The following is a 15,505-nucleotide window of genomic DNA, read 5'->3' as shown; positions in this document are numbered from 1 at the left end:
CCCCAATATTGCTCCTCGACGACGACCCGCGACCTGCCAACCTCGGACCGGCCCCCCTCTTTCAGCGCTCCTCATCCGTGGCGCCAGAAGACGTGCCGTCCGCTGTCCTGAGCACGGCGGGCAACTCAGGCCCCGTGGGCACCGGCTGGGGCTCCAGCGCGAGCGCCCGGCCGAATCGATGGCGCGCCTCCGCGTGCACGCCAAAGGACGCGCCCTCCGCATGCGCCACCAGCACGAGGTCTTCCGAGGGCGGCGTGCCAGCCTCGAAGGCCACGCCGTACGTCACGGAGCGCGCGCCTGTCCCCTCCCCAGCGGGAACGGTGAAGGCGGCCGCGCCCTCCGTCAGCGTGGAACCGGCAGGAAGCGAGAGCCGCACTTCAACGGGTGCCTCGAAGCCCGCGCGCCGCTCCACTTCGGCCACAAGCCACACCTGCCCAGGCGAGGACGCCACCACCGTCCAGTTCACGCGTAGGGGAGAAGGAAGCCTCGCCGTGAGCCCAACTCCCGGACCGGTGGCGTGCGCATGCCCAGCAGCGTCCAGCGTCGGCGCGTCGTCCGCTGGCCGTGCATCCTCCGCAGATGAAGAAGCACCACGGCCTTTCCAAGCCATGTGGCCATGGCCTCGTGCCTCCTCCGTCCGGGCAGCGCGGTGCCCCGACGCGGGAGGCGCCAAGAGCGCACGGCTCGCGGAGACACCTCCCTGCATCGGAGACGGGGCAAGGCCCGCGAAAATCGGCGTCCGCAAGACAGCCGCGTCCCCGGTGACGCGTGTGCGTGCCACGGCTTCCTGAGGAGCGGGCGGCGCGAGGCGCTTGCGAGTCTTGCCGCGGATGCGCTCCACCCCTGAAGCCACGCCCGTGGACAGGGCCCCCGCCAGCGCCAGCGCCAGGACGACGCCCACCACTCGCTTGCGCGTCAGTAACATGCGGCCTCTCCGTGACATGGCGTCGTCATCGACATGCTCCGCGGCGTCACTGGCACAGCGGTGAGTGACTGGGATACGGGTAGGCGGACTCCGGCTCGGTGGCCGCGTCCATCACCCAGCGCGGGAAGCCCTGGCACATCATCGTGTCCAGGAAGTCCGCCAGGCAGGGAGCGGGGATGTCCGTCCGCGCCACGTCCACCAACTGCCCCGCCTCCACACGCCACTGGTGCCGCTGGTAGCCCCGCCGCCACGGCGCCGCGTTCATACCGGGGGCCGCGAGCGCCTCGTACATCGGCTGCCGCGACGACGTGCCCTTGCCGAGCCGGTAGAGGATGGCGGCCACCTCGCTCACCTCCAGCTTCTGCAGCAATCCCGCCTCCGGACGGGGCCGCGTCCACGCACCCGTCGCGGGCCGGCGCGCCTCCAGGTCCATCCAGAACATCGTCCCACCCTGCCTGTCGAAGTAGCGGGGACTGCCTCGCACGTCCGCGCTGAACCAGGTGGCCCACCCCTCGCTCCACGCCTGCCCCGGGAAGGTGGGCACGCCGAGGTAGTGCGGACCGCCCTCGCTCGGACTGGTGCCATGGCTGGCCATCACCCAGTGCCCGAGCTCGTGCAGCACCATCGCCTCCGACCACCAGGCCGCGTCGCCATCCCCCGGCAGCCACACCTGCGCGCCCCACGTCCGCCCCGCCGCCGTCACCGGCCACGGTGCGAAGCAGGCGCCGCAGGACCACGTCGTCCCAAAGCCGAGCCACGCCACGACAGGCAGCCCCGCGCGGCCATACCGTCCCCGCGACTCGTGCCACGCGGTGCGCAGCGCGCTGAACACGGAGGCGGCTCCGGAACCGTCCGCCTCCGCGATGGAGAAGACGCCCTGTCCGGCCACGGCGCGCGTGGACTGAGACCAACTCCAGATGCGCGCCGCGCTGCCCGGCGCCTCCGTCACCTCCCGAGCCCCTCGCTGCCCCGGGTCCGCCACCGCGTAGGCCACGCGCGCGGCCGAGCCCAGCCCTGCCGCGTACACGACGATGCGGTCCTCCTCCCGGGGCTGCGCCGCGACCCGCACCGAGAACCGCCCATCCAGCCCCGACACCTGGAAGTCCACGAGCGCGGCCCCCTGATACGAGGCCACGAGGAAGCCTCCAGCCGGGACCCACTCCGCCTCCGCCGACCATCCGGTGAAGTCGGCATCCGGGAACCTTCGCGCGTAGCGCACGGTGCCGCTCAGCGTGGGCCCAGGCGCGCCACACCAGCCGCGCCCCTCCGTCTCCACGCAGCCCGCCGCGCACTCGCGCGCACGCCACTTCCCCTGGACACAGGCCTGCCACACACCGTCCGCCGAGCACCGCGAGCCGCCGTCCAGGCACGCCGCGCCCGCGGCGCAGTGGGCTACGCCCTCCAGTACGCAGGCCTCGGTGGCGCCGCAATCCTCCTGGAGGCGCACGCCCTCCACGCACCGCTCCACGATGCGAGCCCCCAGACACCGGCCACCCTCCGGCATGGAGACACAATCCACCGCGGTACGCAGGGCCTCATCCGGAAAAGCGGAGGCGCACGCGCGGGCGCGGCACACCGTGTCCTCCGGCTCGCAGGCGGCATCACACGGACGCCCGTCCTGCTCCGGCCCGCACGCCAGCACGAGCATGCCCAGGCACCACACCGCCGTTTCGAAACGCAATGCCGTGGCACCTCCGCGCCCGCCGAAGGGAGACGGGGCGAGGAGGCACGACAGCACGCCCGGTGTGCGGCGTGGGAGCACCGGGCAGGCCAAGGCTCCCCTGCCCGTCTGCCGCCAGGGTGACGAAACGGCGCCCCCCACGGGAAAGGCCCTGGGTCATCACGCGCGGTGTGGAGGGGCACCGGCGCCCAGGACCTCTCCCGCGGGGAGCTGAAGCCAGCGGGCACGGCGCCTCCATCCGTGCTCAGGGAGGCAGGGGCGCGCGGCCCTCCGGGATGACCAGGGGACCGGGCAAGCCCGGCCACTCGACGACCTGCACGCGCAGGCCGAAGACGCGGGCCACCAGTTCCTGGGAGAGCACCTTCGCCGGCGCGCCCAGCTCCACCACCCGGCCCTCGGCGAGCACGGCCATCCGGTGCGCGTAACGCGCGGCCAGGTTGAGGTCATGCAGCACCGCCAGCACCGCGCCGCCTTCCTGGGCGAAGCGTGCCGCCGCCTCCAGCACGAGGTGCTGGTGGGCCAGGTCCAGGCTCGCCGTCGGCTCGTCCAGCAGCAGGTAGCGGTGTCCGGAGGCTACCGGTTCGGAGAGCTGAGCCAGCACCCGCGACAGCTGCACCCGCTGCCGCTCCCCCCCAGACAGCGTGAGATACGAACGCGAAGCCAGGTGCCGTGTGTCGGTGGCATCGAGCGCCGCCACCGCCGCCGCCAGGTCCGCGCTGCCTTCAGCGCGGCTCGCGTGCGGACTCCGCCCCAGCAGCGCCACCTCCAGCGCCGTGAAGCCGAAGCCCAGCGACGACTCCTGGGGAAGCACGCCCAGCCGCACGGCCCGCTCCCGCGGCTTCCAGCGCGACAAGGGGAGGCCGTCCAGGAGCACCTCGCCCGTCGAGCACCTCAGCTCGCCCGACATGGCGGACAGCAGCGTGGACTTGCCCGCGCCGTTGGGCCCCACGACGGCCAGCACCTCGCCGGGCTGCAGCGTCAAATCCATGGGCCCCAGCGTCCGCCCCCGGCCCCGCCACACCTCGATGCCACGAACCTCCAGGCTCATACGGCCCCCTTGCGCGACAGCAGCGCGACGAAGACGGGGACGCCCAGCACGGACGTGAGCGCGCCCACGGGCAGCTCAGAGGGAATGTCCGCCGTGCGAGCCAGCAGGTCCGCGCCCACCAGCAGCGAGGCCCCCAGCAAGGCGGACGCGGTGAGCAGCCGCCGGTGGTCCGGCCCCAGCGCCAGCCGCAACAGCGCGGGCACCAGCAAGCCCACGAAGGCGATGACCCCGGTGACGGACACCGCGGCCCCCACGCCCAGGGCCGCGGCGAGGATGAGCCGGCGCTTGAGGCGCTCGACATCCACGCCCAGGTGCCACGCCTCGCGCTCCCCCAGCAGCAGGAGGTTGAGGGTGCGCGCCTCACGCAGCAGCAGGCCCAGGGCGATGAGCAGCGGCGGCGTGGCGGCCCCCACCACGTCCCAGGACGCGCCGGCCAGGCTGCCCCAGGTCCAGAAGGTGATGGAGCGGAGCTGCGCGTCGGTGGCCATCTGCGTGAGCAGACCGATGCCCGCCCCCGCCCCCGCGCTGACGGCCACACCCGCCAGGAGGATGCGCGCCGTCTCCGTGCGACCGCCGCCCCCACCCAGCCGATGCGCGAGCAGCGTGGCGCCCAGCGCGCCCATGAAGGCCGCGCCCGGCACCGCGAGCATCCGCAGCGAGCCCAGGTGCGCGCTGAGGGCCACGTCCATGACGATGGCCGCCACCGCCCCCAGCGCCGCGCCGCTGGAGGTGCCCAGCAGGCCGGGCTCCACCAGCGGATTGCGGAACAACGCCTGCAATGCGGCACCCGAGGTGGCCAGCACCGCGCCCACCATGATGCCGAGCGTCACGCGCGGCAGGCGGATGGTCAGCAGCACCGCCTGCGGTACCGACTCCAGCCTGTGGCCGATGTCCAGGCCCACCTGGTTCAGCAGACTGCCCGCCAGCGCCAGCAGCGGCACCGGCACCGCGCCCACGGCGAGCGACAGGAGCACCACGCCCAGCAGCAGCGCCGTCAGCAGCAGCCACGGACGCGGGGCTGCTGGCTGGAGAGGCTCCTCGGCGCGGAAGGTGGCGGAGACGGGCGCAATCCCCGACGCACTCATTTGCTGCCCCGAGCCGGGGCCGCGTACCCATCCTGCAAGCGGCTCACGGCCTTGCCCAGGTGGGGCCCCAGCCCCATGAAGTGGACGTCGTCCACGGTGATGAGGCGCCAGCCGCGCACCTGCGACAGGCCCGGCGTGCGCGACAGGCCTGCCTCACCGCCCACCGGCTCCAGGGAGCTGGCCGGCATGAGGATGAAGTCCGGCGCCGCTTCGACCACCGCCTCCGGCGTCAGCGGCTTGTGGCCCGCATAGCCGGCGATGGCATTCACGCCGCCCGACAGCGTGACGAGCTCGCCCGCCGCCGTCCCGGCGCCCGCCACCATGAGGACGTTGGCCCCGCGCGCGTACAGCGCGAGGACCTTCGGCGGCTTCGCGTCCTTGCGCGCCGCCGTGCGCTCCCGCGCCTCGCGCAGGTCCGCGTCCAACTGCTTGACCAGGGCCTCCCCCTGCTCGGCCTTGCCCAGGCGCCGCGCGAGCGTCCGGATGCGCTCGCGCGTGGCGTCGACGGTGTGCTTGTTCGGCAGCACCACCACGTCCACGCCCACGGCCTTGAGCTGCTCGAGCACGCCCGGGGGCCCCGCCTCCTCGGACGCCAGCAACTGCGACGTCCCCAGCGCGACGATGGCCTCGGACGACAGTGCCCGCTGGTAGCCCACCTTCGGCGACTTCCGGGCCACCTCCAACGCCAGGCTGGTGTCGTCCACGCCCACCACCTGCCCGCCCGCGCCCAGCGCGAAGACGGTTTCAGTGATTGCGGGGCCGATGGTGACCAGCTTCGCCGCGTGGACCGGGGCCTTGGCCGCCGCCTGGGGCTTCGCGGGCGCCGGCGCCGCCGCGTGCGCGAGCGAGGCCACCGCCATGAAGACCCACGACAGTCCGGACGCGCGGCTCATCGCGCCACCTCGCTCGCGGGCAGCGCCTGGGCCAGCGCCTCGGCCAGCGCCCGCCACTCGGGCGACTCGGGCTGCCCCGGCTTCCGCTTGCCGAAGATGAGCGCGATGTTGTCCCCCGCCTCGTTGAACAGCTCCACCGAGGTGACGACGCCGTCCCGCGTGGGCTTGCGCACGACCCACGCCGAGTGGACGTGGTCCGCGCGGACGTGGAGGTTGAAGCCCGCGTCCAACACGTTCATCCACGGGCCCATCGGCTTCACGTTCTTCACCGGACCGGTGTGAATCTGGATGCAGCCCGGGTTGCCCACGAAAATCATGATGGGCAGCTCCGTCTCGGCCGCCTTCTCCAGCACCCACGTCAGCGAGGACGGCGCCACCGGGGTGGTCAGCTCCGGCTCGGCCAGGCGGAGCGCCTGGGTGCGCGCCACGCTGAAGCGGTTGAGCAGCATGAAGAACTCATGCGTGTCCTGGAGCGCGCGCCAGCCGGAGCGCAGGCCCTCCGCGTCAATCTCACTGTCGGGCTTGGGCGCCGCCGCGGGCGTGGCCGGGACGATGCTGAGCACCGGCGACTGCTCCGCGTGGGTGAACTCCTTCACCAGGGCGTCGAACGTCTCCTCGCGCCCGGCCTCCTCCACGTAGATTTTGTGGACGGCCGTCCCCGACGCGTCGAAGAACTGGAGGCTGCGGCGGATACCATCGCCGTGCGGCTCACGGAGGGCGAAGCCGAAGCTCCAGCGCGAGAAGAACAGCCGCAGGTCGATTTCCTCGTCCAGCACCAGCCCCTGCTTGCCGTGCAGCTCGATGTTGCGCCAGGTGCCACGCTTCTCATGCACGGCATGCGCGTTGCGCGTGAGCGACATCACCCGCCCCAGCGACTCGAAACGGGGCAGGAGCGCATCCAGCCGGAGGTCCAGCCGGACGACGCTCTCGCCAAGCCCCGTGGCGAGCAACTGCGCTTCACTCACCCCCAGTTGCTCGGCGGCGTCGCGGATGCGGGTGCGGGGCTGCTCCTCGCGGAGGGTCTGCCAGCGCTGGCGCAGACGGGTGGGCTCGGAGACGACATCAGAGTTCGCGGTCTGATTCATGTTGGACACCTGGAAGCGGAAGGAAGCTCAGTACACAGACGGCTGCGTCACGGCGCTGCCGCTGGAGGCGGGGCCAGGCACCTTCGCCCAGCGGAATGACAGCATCCCCGGCGTGCCCGCGTCGTCGTAGTAGGACTGCATGGCGACCTTGAAGTAGTCACCCGCGTCGGAGCGGACGACGTACACATTGCGACGCGCCGTGAGGGCGTGCGTCGTCATGTCATAGGCGTACCAGCCGTCGCCCTGCTGGAAGGCGCTGTCCGGGTCCTCGCCCCGGTCCGGGCCGTCCTCGGCATCCGCGACGTAGCCCTCCGCCGGCGCCTGCGTCACCGCCGCGAAGTCCGTCTCGGGGAGCACCGCCACCGCCACGTTGCCGGTGCCACTCACACCGCCCCGGGTGCGGACGTTGAAGCGGTTGAAGGCCAGGTCCCAGACAGTGTCCTCGGAGGAGCTCACCTGCGCGCCCTGGTCCAGGTCCAGGCCAATCCAGTCCGCGCTGCTCGTCGCGTTCACGGTGGTGGTGTACGAGCCGTCATCGTTGGCCACGTGCTTCACGTGAGTGCCATCCGTCGGCGCGTTCTCATCCGGATTCCCCGGCTCCTGCGGGTCGGGGTTCTGCGTGTCGTCGGGCGGCAGCTCCAGGTCATCGCCGCACGCGGACAGGGAACCGGCCAGCAGCAGGGCGGCGGCGGCGCGGCCCAGGAAGGAGGAACGGGGAGAGAAGCGGGACATGAGGACTCCTTGAGTGAGTGAAAGGTGGAAGGAAGCGTCAGAGCCGGGCGGAGAAGCCGGCCTGGACGGCGCGAGGAGGAATGGGGAGGTCGGTGGGGTTGCCCGCGTTCGCGAGGTTGGTGCCCAGCACGAAGAGCTGGAGCTCCTCGCGCAGGCGCCAGCCCAGCCGGGCATCCACGGTGACGTAGGTCTTCGCGTCGTACGGGTTGGCGACGCCATCACCGTCCGTGTCCGGGTAGAAGGGGCGCGGCCCCACGAGCGCGCCGCGCACCCAGGCCTCCAGGCCCGACGTCCGGTGACGCCAGGTGGCCTGGGCGGTGAGGCGATGACGCGCCTGCCCCTCCAGCGCCAGCCCCGTCTCCTCCGAACGGCCGTCGGTGAGCGTGTAGCCCAGCTCCGCGGAGACGCGGCCGGGCAGTTGCTGGCGCACGCCCAGCTCGCCGCCGCGCACGCGCGCACGCGCGATATTCACGTAGGTGAAGAGCTGCTGCGGGCCGACCAGCTCCGTGGAGACGCCAATCATGTCCCGCAGGTTGTGCTGGAAGGCGCTCACCCACAGGAGCGAGGACGCCGCGGGCTTCACCTCCACCGACAGGTTGAAGCTGCGCGAGCGCTCCGGGCGCAGGTCCGGATTGCCGTGCACCCGGTAGCCCACACTGGGGTTTTCGAAGTCGAGCAGCAGCTCCTGGAAGCCCGGCGCCCGGAACGCCCAGCCGTAGCTGCCGCGCAGCGTGAGCCAGGACGTCGGGTCCATGCGCGCCGCCAACCGAGGCGTCACCGCCGTGCCGAACTGCGTGTCCGTGTCCACGCGCGCGCCCGGCACCAGCGTCAGCTTCCAGCGCGGCGCCAGGGCCCAGTTGTCCTGCACGTAGAGGGACGCGCGGGCGCGCTGGCCGGTGCCGTCCTCGCCCAGCCGGTCCGCCCGCAGCCACTCACCGAGCAGCTCCGCGCCCGCCACGAAGGCGTGAGCGTCCCCCACCTTCGCGTCCAGCTGCGCGCCCAGCCGACCCTGCTGCTCGCGCGTGTCCTCGATGGTGTCCAACGCGTTGGAGCGGCGCTGGTCTCTCAGGTAGCGCCGGTTGAACCACGCATAGGCGCCATCCACGCGCAGCGAGGCGTTGCGGGACAGCGTCCACCGGGGAGACAGGCGCACGGAGAGCGAGTCATCCCGGCTGGCCCGGTCGAAGGTGGCGCCCGTCACGCCCACGTCCACGCCGCGCTGCACCCGCCGCGCATAGGTGGCGTTGGCCTGCAGCGCCGTGCCCTCGCTGACGCGCAAGTCGCCGCCCGCGGACGCGTCGATGCCGTCCAGGCTGCTGCCCGTGGTGCCGATGCTCGTCGGGTCCAGGAGGTACGCGTCCCGCCGCGCCAGGCCGCCGCTCAGGCGCAGGCCCCAGTCCTCACCCTTCGCCTCGCCGGTGGCGTCCAGCTCCAGCCGCTGCATGGAGCCGTAGGAGGCGCGCAGCTCGGCGCCCAGCGGACGGCGGGCACGGCGGGTGATGAGGTTCACCACGCCCGCCACCGCGTCGCTGCCGTAGAGGACCGACGAGGGACCCTTCACGACTTCCACCTGTTCGATGTCCTCGGTGGACAGGCGGGACAGGTCCACGCTTCCAGCCACCCGGCCGGCCACGCGCTCGCCATCCACCAGCACCAGGACGTACTCCGGCGACAGGCCCTGCAGTTGCACCGTGGCGCCCGCGAACGTCTGGACCACCTGGAGCCCTGGATGCGCGGCGAGCAACTCCGACGCGTCCCGCGCCCCGCTGGCCAGGATGTCCGAGCGGGTGATGACCTCCGTGGCCACCGCCGAATCCTCCAGCCGCTCCGGTGAGCGCGACGCCGTCACCACCGTGCGCGCTTCCGGCAGCGCCTCCTCGTCGGACGCGGGCTGCGGCCCCGCATCGGCCTGGGCCACCCGCGCATCGGGCGGAGCCTCCGCGGTGGAAGCCACCTCAGCGGCTGGCGCTTCACTGCCACCGCCCCACGCCGTCCACGGCATGGCACAGGCCACGAAGAGCAAACACCCACGCCACGCCATGCCGCGTCCTCCGGCGCAAGGCCGGGGGCCTTCCGCTGAAGGCCCTGTAGGGCGCTGGGCTCAAGGGCCTCGGGCCTCAGGAAAAGACCTCACTGCACCGGGCCTGCGCGGCCCGGGAACGACGCACACGTCAGCGGCCGGAGCCGCTCACCCGCGCACCACCACCGCCCTCCGGCGGCGGCCGCTCCAGGGGCACCACCTGCGTCCGGTGGCAGCGGCGGCACTTGAGCTCCACGCCCTCCGGCACCAACCGCGCCAGCAGGCTGCCGCACATGCAGCGCAGCTCCTCCGCCCCGCCTTCACCGTGGCAACCGTCGCGCATCACCGCTCCTGGCTCGAAACGGTGGCGACGATATTGATACTGATTTTCAAAGTCAAACGACTGGCGAAAAAACCGTCTCGGGGAGAATCAGGGTGTGTGGGAGCGCGCCGCTCAGTGAACCTTGGAGCGCGCGGAGGTGTCGCGCGCCAGACGCACCTTGGGCGTCACCATGCGGGCGACACCAAAGTAGAGCTGCTCCTCGGTGTAGACCTTCCGTACCCGGCGGGGGCCGCCGGGGTGGTAGGCGGGGCCGGGCCGCTCCAGCCACTGGAGGATGCGCACCTCGCCGGAGTGGGCCATGGCGGCCAGCAGCTCTGGGGGGCACAGCTTGAGGTAGCGGCGCACCAGCGGCTTGAGCTTGCGGGAGAAGTTGCGCCCCAGCACGGCATGGCGCCGGCCGGCGTGCAGCGTCCCGTCGAAGCGGCGCGACAGGTGGAAGAGCTCGTGAATCACCGTCTCCACGCGGGCCTGCGCGGTGGAGCCCCGGAAGAAGAGCGGCCGGAGGGTGACGCAGTACAGCATCCGCTTGCCCTGGATGCGGATGATGGGCTTGCGGCGTCCGGTGCGGTCCGTGCTCTTCCCGCCCCGGAAGCACAGGGGCTTCACGGTGCCCCGGGAGGCGCGGCGGGCCTCACCGGCCACCACGAGGATGCGGCCCGCCTTCACATGCCCGAACTCCGGCATCTTCGCCGCGATGTCCCGGATGAGGGAGCGGAGCGTCTTGTTGAAGTTGGGGCGGCGTCGGGCCACGGCTGGTGGACAGTCTAGCGGAAAAGCCCTTGAGAGGACTCCTGGGGGTGGCCACATTGTCTAGCGTCATGCGCTTGCGCTCGCCCATGTTCCGACTGGCCGTGGTGCTGTCCCTCTGTGCGGGGTGTGCTTCCGCCCCCACCCGGCCTTCCAGTCCCGCCGTCCTCACCGCCCAAAGGACGGTCGTCGCGTCCCAGGGCCTCACCGACGCCCTCCTGCGCTACGAGGCCCAGGTGACCAGCCCCGGGGAGGGGGTGGTGGAGCGGGCCGACTACGAGCTCGTCGCCGACGGGCAGGTGGTGAAGACGGGCACCGCGAAGCTGGACGTGGCGCTGACGCCCGGCGCGCCCACGGACCTCTCCTTCGAGGAGCGCGCGCCCTACGTGAAGAACGCGGACGACCTGGCGCGGCTGAGCGCCCAGGGAGGCACGCTGCTGCTCGCCCTGCGCGGCACGCTCGTCGTGCGCGCTGGGGGCCAGGAGCAGACGATTCCCTTCGCCGCCAGCCGCGCGGCGCGGATGCCCCGGCTGCCCACGGTGGTGGTGGCGGAGCTGGACGGGGCGCGCTACTCGGATGAGGAGGTCCAGCTCAACCTCCGCCTGGGCGTGCGCAACCCCAACCCCTTCCCGCTGCGGCTGGAGGGCCTGACGTGGACGGCGTCGGTGGCCGGCAAGACGCTGGACAGCGGCACGCTGGCGCAGGCGGACACCGTGGACGCGTCCGCCACGGGCGTGTACCCGGTGGAGCTGGCGGTGACGAAGGACACCTGGGGCCCGGAGGTGAAGGCGCTCATCTCCAAGGGGCTGTTGCCCTATGGGGTGACGGGTGAGGTGACGGGCCCGCTGCTGCGCGTGCCCTATTCGCTCACGGGCGAGGTGAAGCTGAACGTCTCCCGGTAGAGTGGCGCGCCGTGCCCATCTACCTGTTGAGTGACGAGCACCCGGAGCTCTTCCCGCCCCCGGAGCGCGCCGACACGAGCGGCGTCGTCGCCGTGGGCGGTGACCTGCGTCCGGAGCGGCTGCTGGCCGCGTATGCCCGCGGCATCTTCCCCTGGTACAGCGAAGGGGACCCCATCCTCTGGCACTCGCCGGACCCGCGCTTCGTGCTGACGCCGGACGCGCTCCACGCGGGCCGCTCCCTGCGCAAGACGATGGCGCGCGGCGTCTACGAGGTGCGCTACGACACGGCCTTCCGGCGCGTCATCACCGAATGCAGCCGGGTGCCGCGGCCCGGGCAGGCGGGCACCTGGATTACCGAGGAGATGATGGAGGCCTACGTCACGCTCCACGAGGCGGGCTTCGCGCACTCGGTGGAGGCGTGGGCCCAGGGCGAGCTGAAGGGCGGCCTGTACGGCGTGTCCCTGGGCGCGGCCTTCTTTGGAGAGAGCATGTTCGCGCTGGCCCCGGACGCCTCCAAGGTGGCCTTCGTCACCTCGGCGGAGCGCTTCCAGGGCTGGGGCTTCCAGTTCATCGACTGTCAGGTGGAGACCGAACACCTCGCCCGCTTCGGCGCGGAGAACTGGCCCCGCAGGCGCTTCCTCGCGGCGCTCGCCCGGGCGCTGAAGGAGCCCACCCGGCGCGGGAAGTGGACGGAAGCCGCGGCCCGGGAGACCTGAGGCTGTCGGAAAATGCGCGGGCTCCTTTGAATATCGGCAGCGGCGGGCCGTCACCTCCTCACCCCGCCGCCAGAGGAGTCGCCCATGCGCTGGAAGTCCGCACTGTTGCTGCCGCTGTGCCTCGTCACCACCGCCTGCGGCACGTCAGCGAAGCACCAGGCGCTGCTCGAACGCCGCGACGCCATCCGGCTGGCGGACACCGAGCGCGAGCAGGTCGCCCGGGAGCAGTACCGCAGCGTCAACGGCTTCCAGGACACGCGCTGGGGGATGACGCGGGCGGAGGTCCTGGCCATCGTGCCTGGCGCCATCCCGACCAACGCCTGGGGAGATCTGCGAGCCCTGGGCGTCGTCGCGGACCGCCCCGCCGTCATCGACTACGTCTTCGCCGATGGGCAGCTCGCCCAGGTCTCGCTCCGGTTCCGGACGCCGGGCGCGGTCCGAGGCGACTTCCGGGCGCTGGAGGAGCTGCTGACCCTGAGGTACGGCAAGCCTGCCGCCCGGGAGGACTCCGCCCTCGACGCGGCCCAACACCTCGCGCTGGTGGAGATGAGCAACAACCTCTCCGAGGCCTCGGCGAACTACCACGCGGCGCGCTCGGGCTACCGGTCCCCCACCCCAGCGGTGGGCTCCTTCGAGCGCCAGCGGGAGGCTGATGCGCGGAATGATGCGCTGACCGCCCACTACGACTACGCGCTCGAGTCCACCTGGAAGGACGCCGAGACGGACCTGGTGCTCAGCGGCACACAGCAGCCTGGTGCGCGCGGCCTCTCCCTCCAGTACCAGAGCGCGCGGCTCGCCCCCTACCTGTCCCAGGAGCTGGCGGTCCGCGCGGCGCAGCGCAAGGTGGAGCAGTCGCGGGAGCTGTAGCTGGGGCGCTCAAGGGCCGAGAGAAACGACCCAGTCCCCGGCGTAGTGCGACGTCATGGGCGTGCGGGCCAGCGGCGGACAGTACAGGAAGTGCTCGTCGAAGCTCGCGAGGTCCGCGCGCTCGGAGAGCCTGAGCAGGGCGAGCCCCTCCAGCCAGATGGCTCGCTTCGGTGCGAAGCGTGTCACGGGGGTCGTGAAGAGCTTCGCGCGCTTCTCGATGTCCTCGCCATGCACGAGCACCGCGTGCCTGAACGCCTCGGAGAAGGCCGCTGCGTCGCCATCGAGCAGGGCGCGGGCACAGGCCGCACGGTCCGACTCCGCCTCGAGCTGCAGCGCCTCCAGCGCCTCTACCCTTGGGATGACGGCGTCCCGGGTACCGGGTGAAATCAGCGCCTGGAAGAGCTGGGCGCGGGCGTGCTCGGAGCGGTACTCCTCGCCCGGGAGCCAGCGCGTCTCGGAGAGCTCCGCGACCTGCCGCGCCAGACTCCAGTGTCCCGCCGTAACGGCACCGAGCAGCGGCTCCATGTAGCGCGAGGCAGGGAGTGCCCACTGCTTGAGGTGGCAATGCGTCAACGACCGTCGCCAGTTCTCGGCGGCTCGGCACAGGTTGAGGAAGAAGTCCTGCGGGTTGCCATCCACGAGCAGGGTGGCCACGGCCACGACGTGGAAGTGGAGGCAGAGTTCGTCCACGGTCCGCACCAGGACCTCCTGGCTCGCGGTGGGCTCGACCTGACGCATCAACCTGGGGAATGGCCCGCCCGGAGTCCTCCCGCAATGCCGCGAGCTTTGCCACGCTGCCTCCTCCAGATTCAGGCGAACATGTCGTCGAAGCCTTCGGCAACATGGAGCTTGAAGCCCTTCAAGCCAGACTGCTCAGTTGACGAACTCGGCCTTGCCCTTGGTTTTGCCAGAGACGACACCGCCCCCCGCCGTTCTGGCCTCATCCCCCGTGCTGGTGCTGAACTGGGAAGTCCTTCACACACAAGGGGTTCCCCTACACGGCCACCGTCTTGCTGCCCTGGGCGGTATCTCAGTAGATTCAAATTACAGGAGTCCCAAAGCGCACTGCAGCAGGTGCTGTGCGAGAGTTACTCGCACCGTACTAGCGAGACGCAAAACTTCCGAGACGGAAAAGGTGCCGACCCAGGTGATTGAGGGTGCGTCATGAGCGCACGCAAGGCGGCTGGGCGCCCGACGAGGAAGCCCACGACAGGCAGTGCCAGGAAAGTCGCCGCACCGCCGCGACAATCGACAGGCGCCGCTGGCGAGAACGCCGCTCCCGTTCCCAACACCCAACTTGAAGCCGACGTGGCGGTTCTCGTGCGCGACATCGGCTCGATGATCGCCGCCACGCGCAAGAAGGTGTCGGTCACCGCGAACGCCGCGCTGACGGAGCTCTACTGGCAAATCGGGCAGCTCGTTCACACAGCGGTGCTCAACGAGCGGCGCGCGACGTATGGGGCCCAGCTTGTCTCCTCCGCGGGGAGACAATTGGAGGCGCGCTACGGGCGAGGCTTCGGCGAGAAGAGCCTGCGGCACATGATCCGGTTCGCACGCGCGTTCCCCAGCGCGGAGATTGTCTCCGCACTGTGGAGACAATTATCGTGGAGCCACTTCAAGCAGCTCAGCTACCTGGAGGACGAGCTGAAGCGCACCTTCTACGCCGAGATGTGCCGGGTGGAAGGCTGGTCGACGCGCGACCTCGCCAAACGCATCGACGGCATGGTGTTCGAGCGCACGGCGCTCTCGAAGAAACCCGAGGCGCTCATCCGCAAGGAGCTCGCCGCGCTGCACGAGAAGAGCGAGCTCTCCCCAGCGCTCGTGTTCCGCGACCCGTACATGCTCGACTTCCTCGAACTCGCCGACACATACAGCGAGAAGGACCTCGAGTCGGCCATCCTCCGGGAGATCGAGCGCTTCCTCCTGGAACTAGGCGCGGGCTTCGCCTTCATCGAGCGGCAGAAGCGCATCACGCTCGATGGCGACGACTACTACCTCGACCTCCTGTTCTTCCACCGGCGCATGCAGCGGCTCGTCGCCATTGAGCTGAAGATCGGCGACTTCAAGCCCGCCAACTCTGGGCAGATGGAGCTGTACCTGCGCTGGCTCGACCGGCATGAGCGCCAGCCCTCGGAACAGCCGCCGCTCGGCATCATTTTGTGCGCGGGCAAGAAGCGCGAGACGGTGGAGTACCTGGATCTCGACGCGCGGGGCATCCACGTCGCCGAGTACCTGACCGAACTGCCTTCTCGGGAGGTGCTTGAGGAACGCTTGCACCGCGCCATAGAAGCGGCGCGGGACCGGTTCGTGCCAGGCGCCAGCGCCGATACGGTGTTCGACGTCGCCCTGACGCGGACACCGACCGCCAAGCCCAGGGGGCGCAAGAAGTGACGGCGGGCTCCGCCACCGCGTAGATGCAAGCCCCGAGAGAGAAGGTGCGCACGGAACAGGCACGCCGTTG

General features: G+C 71.3%; 15 protein-coding genes and 1 pseudogene. 4 read left to right on the top strand and 12 right to left on the bottom strand.

The features are described 5' to 3' along the window. Positions 1-61: 61 nt before the first annotated feature. The 10 genes from KGD87_RS33305 to KGD87_RS33260 all read right to left on the bottom strand — a co-directional run bounded on the left by KGD87_RS33305 (position 62) and on the right by KGD87_RS33260 (position 10,562). Entirely contained in the window at positions 62-421 is a 360-nt protein-coding gene (locus KGD87_RS33305) for a hypothetical protein (RefSeq protein ID WP_284664959.1), read from the bottom strand. Between the two features lie 550 nt (positions 422-971). Beyond that, positions 972-2,606, bottom strand: a complete 1,635-nt coding sequence (locus KGD87_RS33300) for a hypothetical protein (RefSeq protein ID WP_284664958.1) — start codon at positions 2,604-2,606, stop codon at positions 972-974. Between the two features lie 244 nt (positions 2,607-2,850). After that, the gene (locus KGD87_RS33295) at positions 2,851-3,654 is read right to left on the bottom strand and encodes a heme ABC transporter ATP-binding protein (RefSeq protein ID WP_284664957.1); all 804 of its coding nucleotides are present in this window, start codon (positions 3,652-3,654) and stop codon (positions 2,851-2,853) included. Beyond that, positions 3,651-4,739, bottom strand: coding sequence for a FecCD family ABC transporter permease (locus KGD87_RS33290; protein WP_284664956.1), 1,089 nt, complete (start codon positions 4,737-4,739; stop codon positions 3,651-3,653). Before KGD87_RS33290 ends, KGD87_RS33295 begins: the two co-directional genes overlap by 4 nt. Next, positions 4,736-5,632, bottom strand: a complete 897-nt coding sequence (locus KGD87_RS33285; protein WP_284664955.1) for a heme/hemin ABC transporter substrate-binding protein — start codon at positions 5,630-5,632, stop codon at positions 4,736-4,738. The genes KGD87_RS33290 and KGD87_RS33285 overlap by 4 nt, the downstream gene beginning before the upstream one ends. Continuing rightward, positions 5,629-6,717 carry a hemin-degrading factor gene (locus KGD87_RS33280; RefSeq protein WP_284664954.1) on the bottom strand — a complete coding sequence of 363 codons (1,089 nt, stop codon included), beginning with the start codon at positions 6,715-6,717 and terminating at the stop codon, positions 5,629-5,631. The genes KGD87_RS33285 and KGD87_RS33280 overlap by 4 nt, the downstream gene beginning before the upstream one ends. A gap of 27 nt (positions 6,718-6,744) precedes the next feature. After that, positions 6,745-7,449 (bottom strand): HmuY family protein, encoded by a 705-nt coding sequence (locus KGD87_RS33275; protein ID WP_284664953.1) that lies wholly within the window; start codon positions 7,447-7,449, stop codon positions 6,745-6,747. Between the two features lie 37 nt (positions 7,450-7,486). Beyond that, positions 7,487-9,490 (bottom strand): TonB-dependent receptor plug domain-containing protein, encoded by a 2,004-nt coding sequence (locus KGD87_RS33270; protein WP_284664952.1) that lies wholly within the window; start codon positions 9,488-9,490, stop codon positions 7,487-7,489. 130 nt (positions 9,491-9,620) lie between these two features. Continuing rightward, complete coding sequence (locus KGD87_RS33265) at positions 9,621-9,812, bottom strand: hypothetical protein (protein WP_284664951.1); 192 nt, start codon at positions 9,810-9,812, stop codon at positions 9,621-9,623. 111 nt (positions 9,813-9,923) lie between these two features. Beyond that, positions 9,924-10,562, bottom strand: a complete 639-nt coding sequence (locus KGD87_RS33260; RefSeq protein WP_284664950.1) for a hypothetical protein — start codon at positions 10,560-10,562, stop codon at positions 9,924-9,926. A 68-nt stretch (positions 10,563-10,630) separates the two neighbouring features. Between KGD87_RS33260 and KGD87_RS33255 the strand changes: the two genes are divergently transcribed. From KGD87_RS33255 to KGD87_RS33245, 3 genes are all read left to right on the top strand, one after another. Further along, positions 10,631-11,461, top strand: a complete 831-nt coding sequence (locus KGD87_RS33255; RefSeq protein WP_502888049.1) for an LEA/WHy family protein — start codon at positions 10,631-10,633, stop codon at positions 11,459-11,461. A gap of 11 nt (positions 11,462-11,472) precedes the next feature. Beyond that, the gene (gene aat, locus KGD87_RS33250) at positions 11,473-12,177 is read left to right on the top strand and encodes a leucyl/phenylalanyl-tRNA--protein transferase (protein ID WP_284664949.1); all 705 of its coding nucleotides are present in this window, start codon (positions 11,473-11,475) and stop codon (positions 12,175-12,177) included. Between the two features lie 84 nt (positions 12,178-12,261). Continuing rightward, positions 12,262-13,044 carry a hypothetical protein gene (locus KGD87_RS33245; protein ID WP_284664948.1) on the top strand — a complete coding sequence of 261 codons (783 nt, stop codon included), beginning with the start codon at positions 12,262-12,264 and terminating at the stop codon, positions 13,042-13,044. Between the two features lie 9 nt (positions 13,045-13,053). On the opposite strand, the gene KGD87_RS33240 is transcribed toward KGD87_RS33245, so the two are convergent. Together KGD87_RS33240 and KGD87_RS33235 are read right to left on the bottom strand one after the other, a co-directional pair. Then, a complete protein-coding gene (locus KGD87_RS33240; RefSeq protein ID WP_284664947.1) occupies positions 13,054-13,734 on the bottom strand; it encodes a hypothetical protein in 681 nt (226 codons plus the stop codon). A gap of 186 nt (positions 13,735-13,920) precedes the next feature. Then, a pseudogene (locus tag KGD87_RS33235) lies at positions 13,921-14,074 on the bottom strand (PAAR-like domain-containing protein); the annotation flags it as partial. Between the two features lie 134 nt (positions 14,075-14,208). Here KGD87_RS33235 and KGD87_RS33230 point away from each other — a divergent pair. Further along, on the top strand, positions 14,209-15,435 hold the full coding sequence (locus KGD87_RS33230) for a PDDEXK nuclease domain-containing protein (protein WP_284664946.1): 1,227 nt from the start codon (positions 14,209-14,211) through the stop codon (positions 15,433-15,435). Positions 15,436-15,505: the final 70 nt, after the last annotated feature.

The sequence above is a fragment of the Myxococcus sp. SDU36 genome, assembly GCF_030168875.1.
Lineage (GTDB): Bacteria > Myxococcota > Myxococcia > Myxococcales > Myxococcaceae > Myxococcus > Myxococcus vastator.
Note: the sequence above shows the minus strand (reverse complement) of the source record. Positions and strands in the feature narration are given on the sequence as shown.

Bases quoted from the DNA above. Each gene is read 5' to 3' on its own strand.
- KGD87_RS33295 (WP_284664957.1), bottom strand. From the start codon at position 3,654: ATGAGCCTGGAGGTTCGTGGCATCGAGGTGTGGCGGGGCCGGGGGCGG.
- KGD87_RS33290 (WP_284664956.1), bottom strand. From the start codon at position 4,739: ATGAGTGCGTCGGGGATTGCGCCCGTCTCCGCCACCTTCCGCGCCGAG.
- KGD87_RS33285 (WP_284664955.1), bottom strand. From the start codon at position 5,632: ATGAGCCGCGCGTCCGGACTGTCGTGGGTCTTCATGGCGGTGGCCTCG.
- KGD87_RS33280 (WP_284664954.1), bottom strand. From the start codon at position 6,717: ATGAATCAGACCGCGAACTCTGATGTCGTCTCCGAGCCCACCCGTCTG.
- KGD87_RS33275 (WP_284664953.1), bottom strand. From the start codon at position 7,449: ATGTCCCGCTTCTCTCCCCGTTCCTCCTTCCTGGGCCGCGCCGCCGCC.
- KGD87_RS33270 (WP_284664952.1), bottom strand. From the start codon at position 9,490: ATGGCGTGGCGTGGGTGTTTGCTCTTCGTGGCCTGTGCCATGCCGTGG.
- KGD87_RS33265 (WP_284664951.1), bottom strand. From the start codon at position 9,812: ATGCGCGACGGTTGCCACGGTGAAGGCGGGGCGGAGGAGCTGCGCTGC.
- KGD87_RS33255 (WP_502888049.1), top strand. From the start codon at position 10,631: ATGCGCTTGCGCTCGCCCATGTTCCGACTGGCCGTGGTGCTGTCCCTC.
- KGD87_RS33245 (WP_284664948.1), top strand. From the start codon at position 12,262: ATGCGCTGGAAGTCCGCACTGTTGCTGCCGCTGTGCCTCGTCACCACC.
- KGD87_RS33230 (WP_284664946.1), top strand. From the start codon at position 14,209: ATGAGCGCACGCAAGGCGGCTGGGCGCCCGACGAGGAAGCCCACGACA.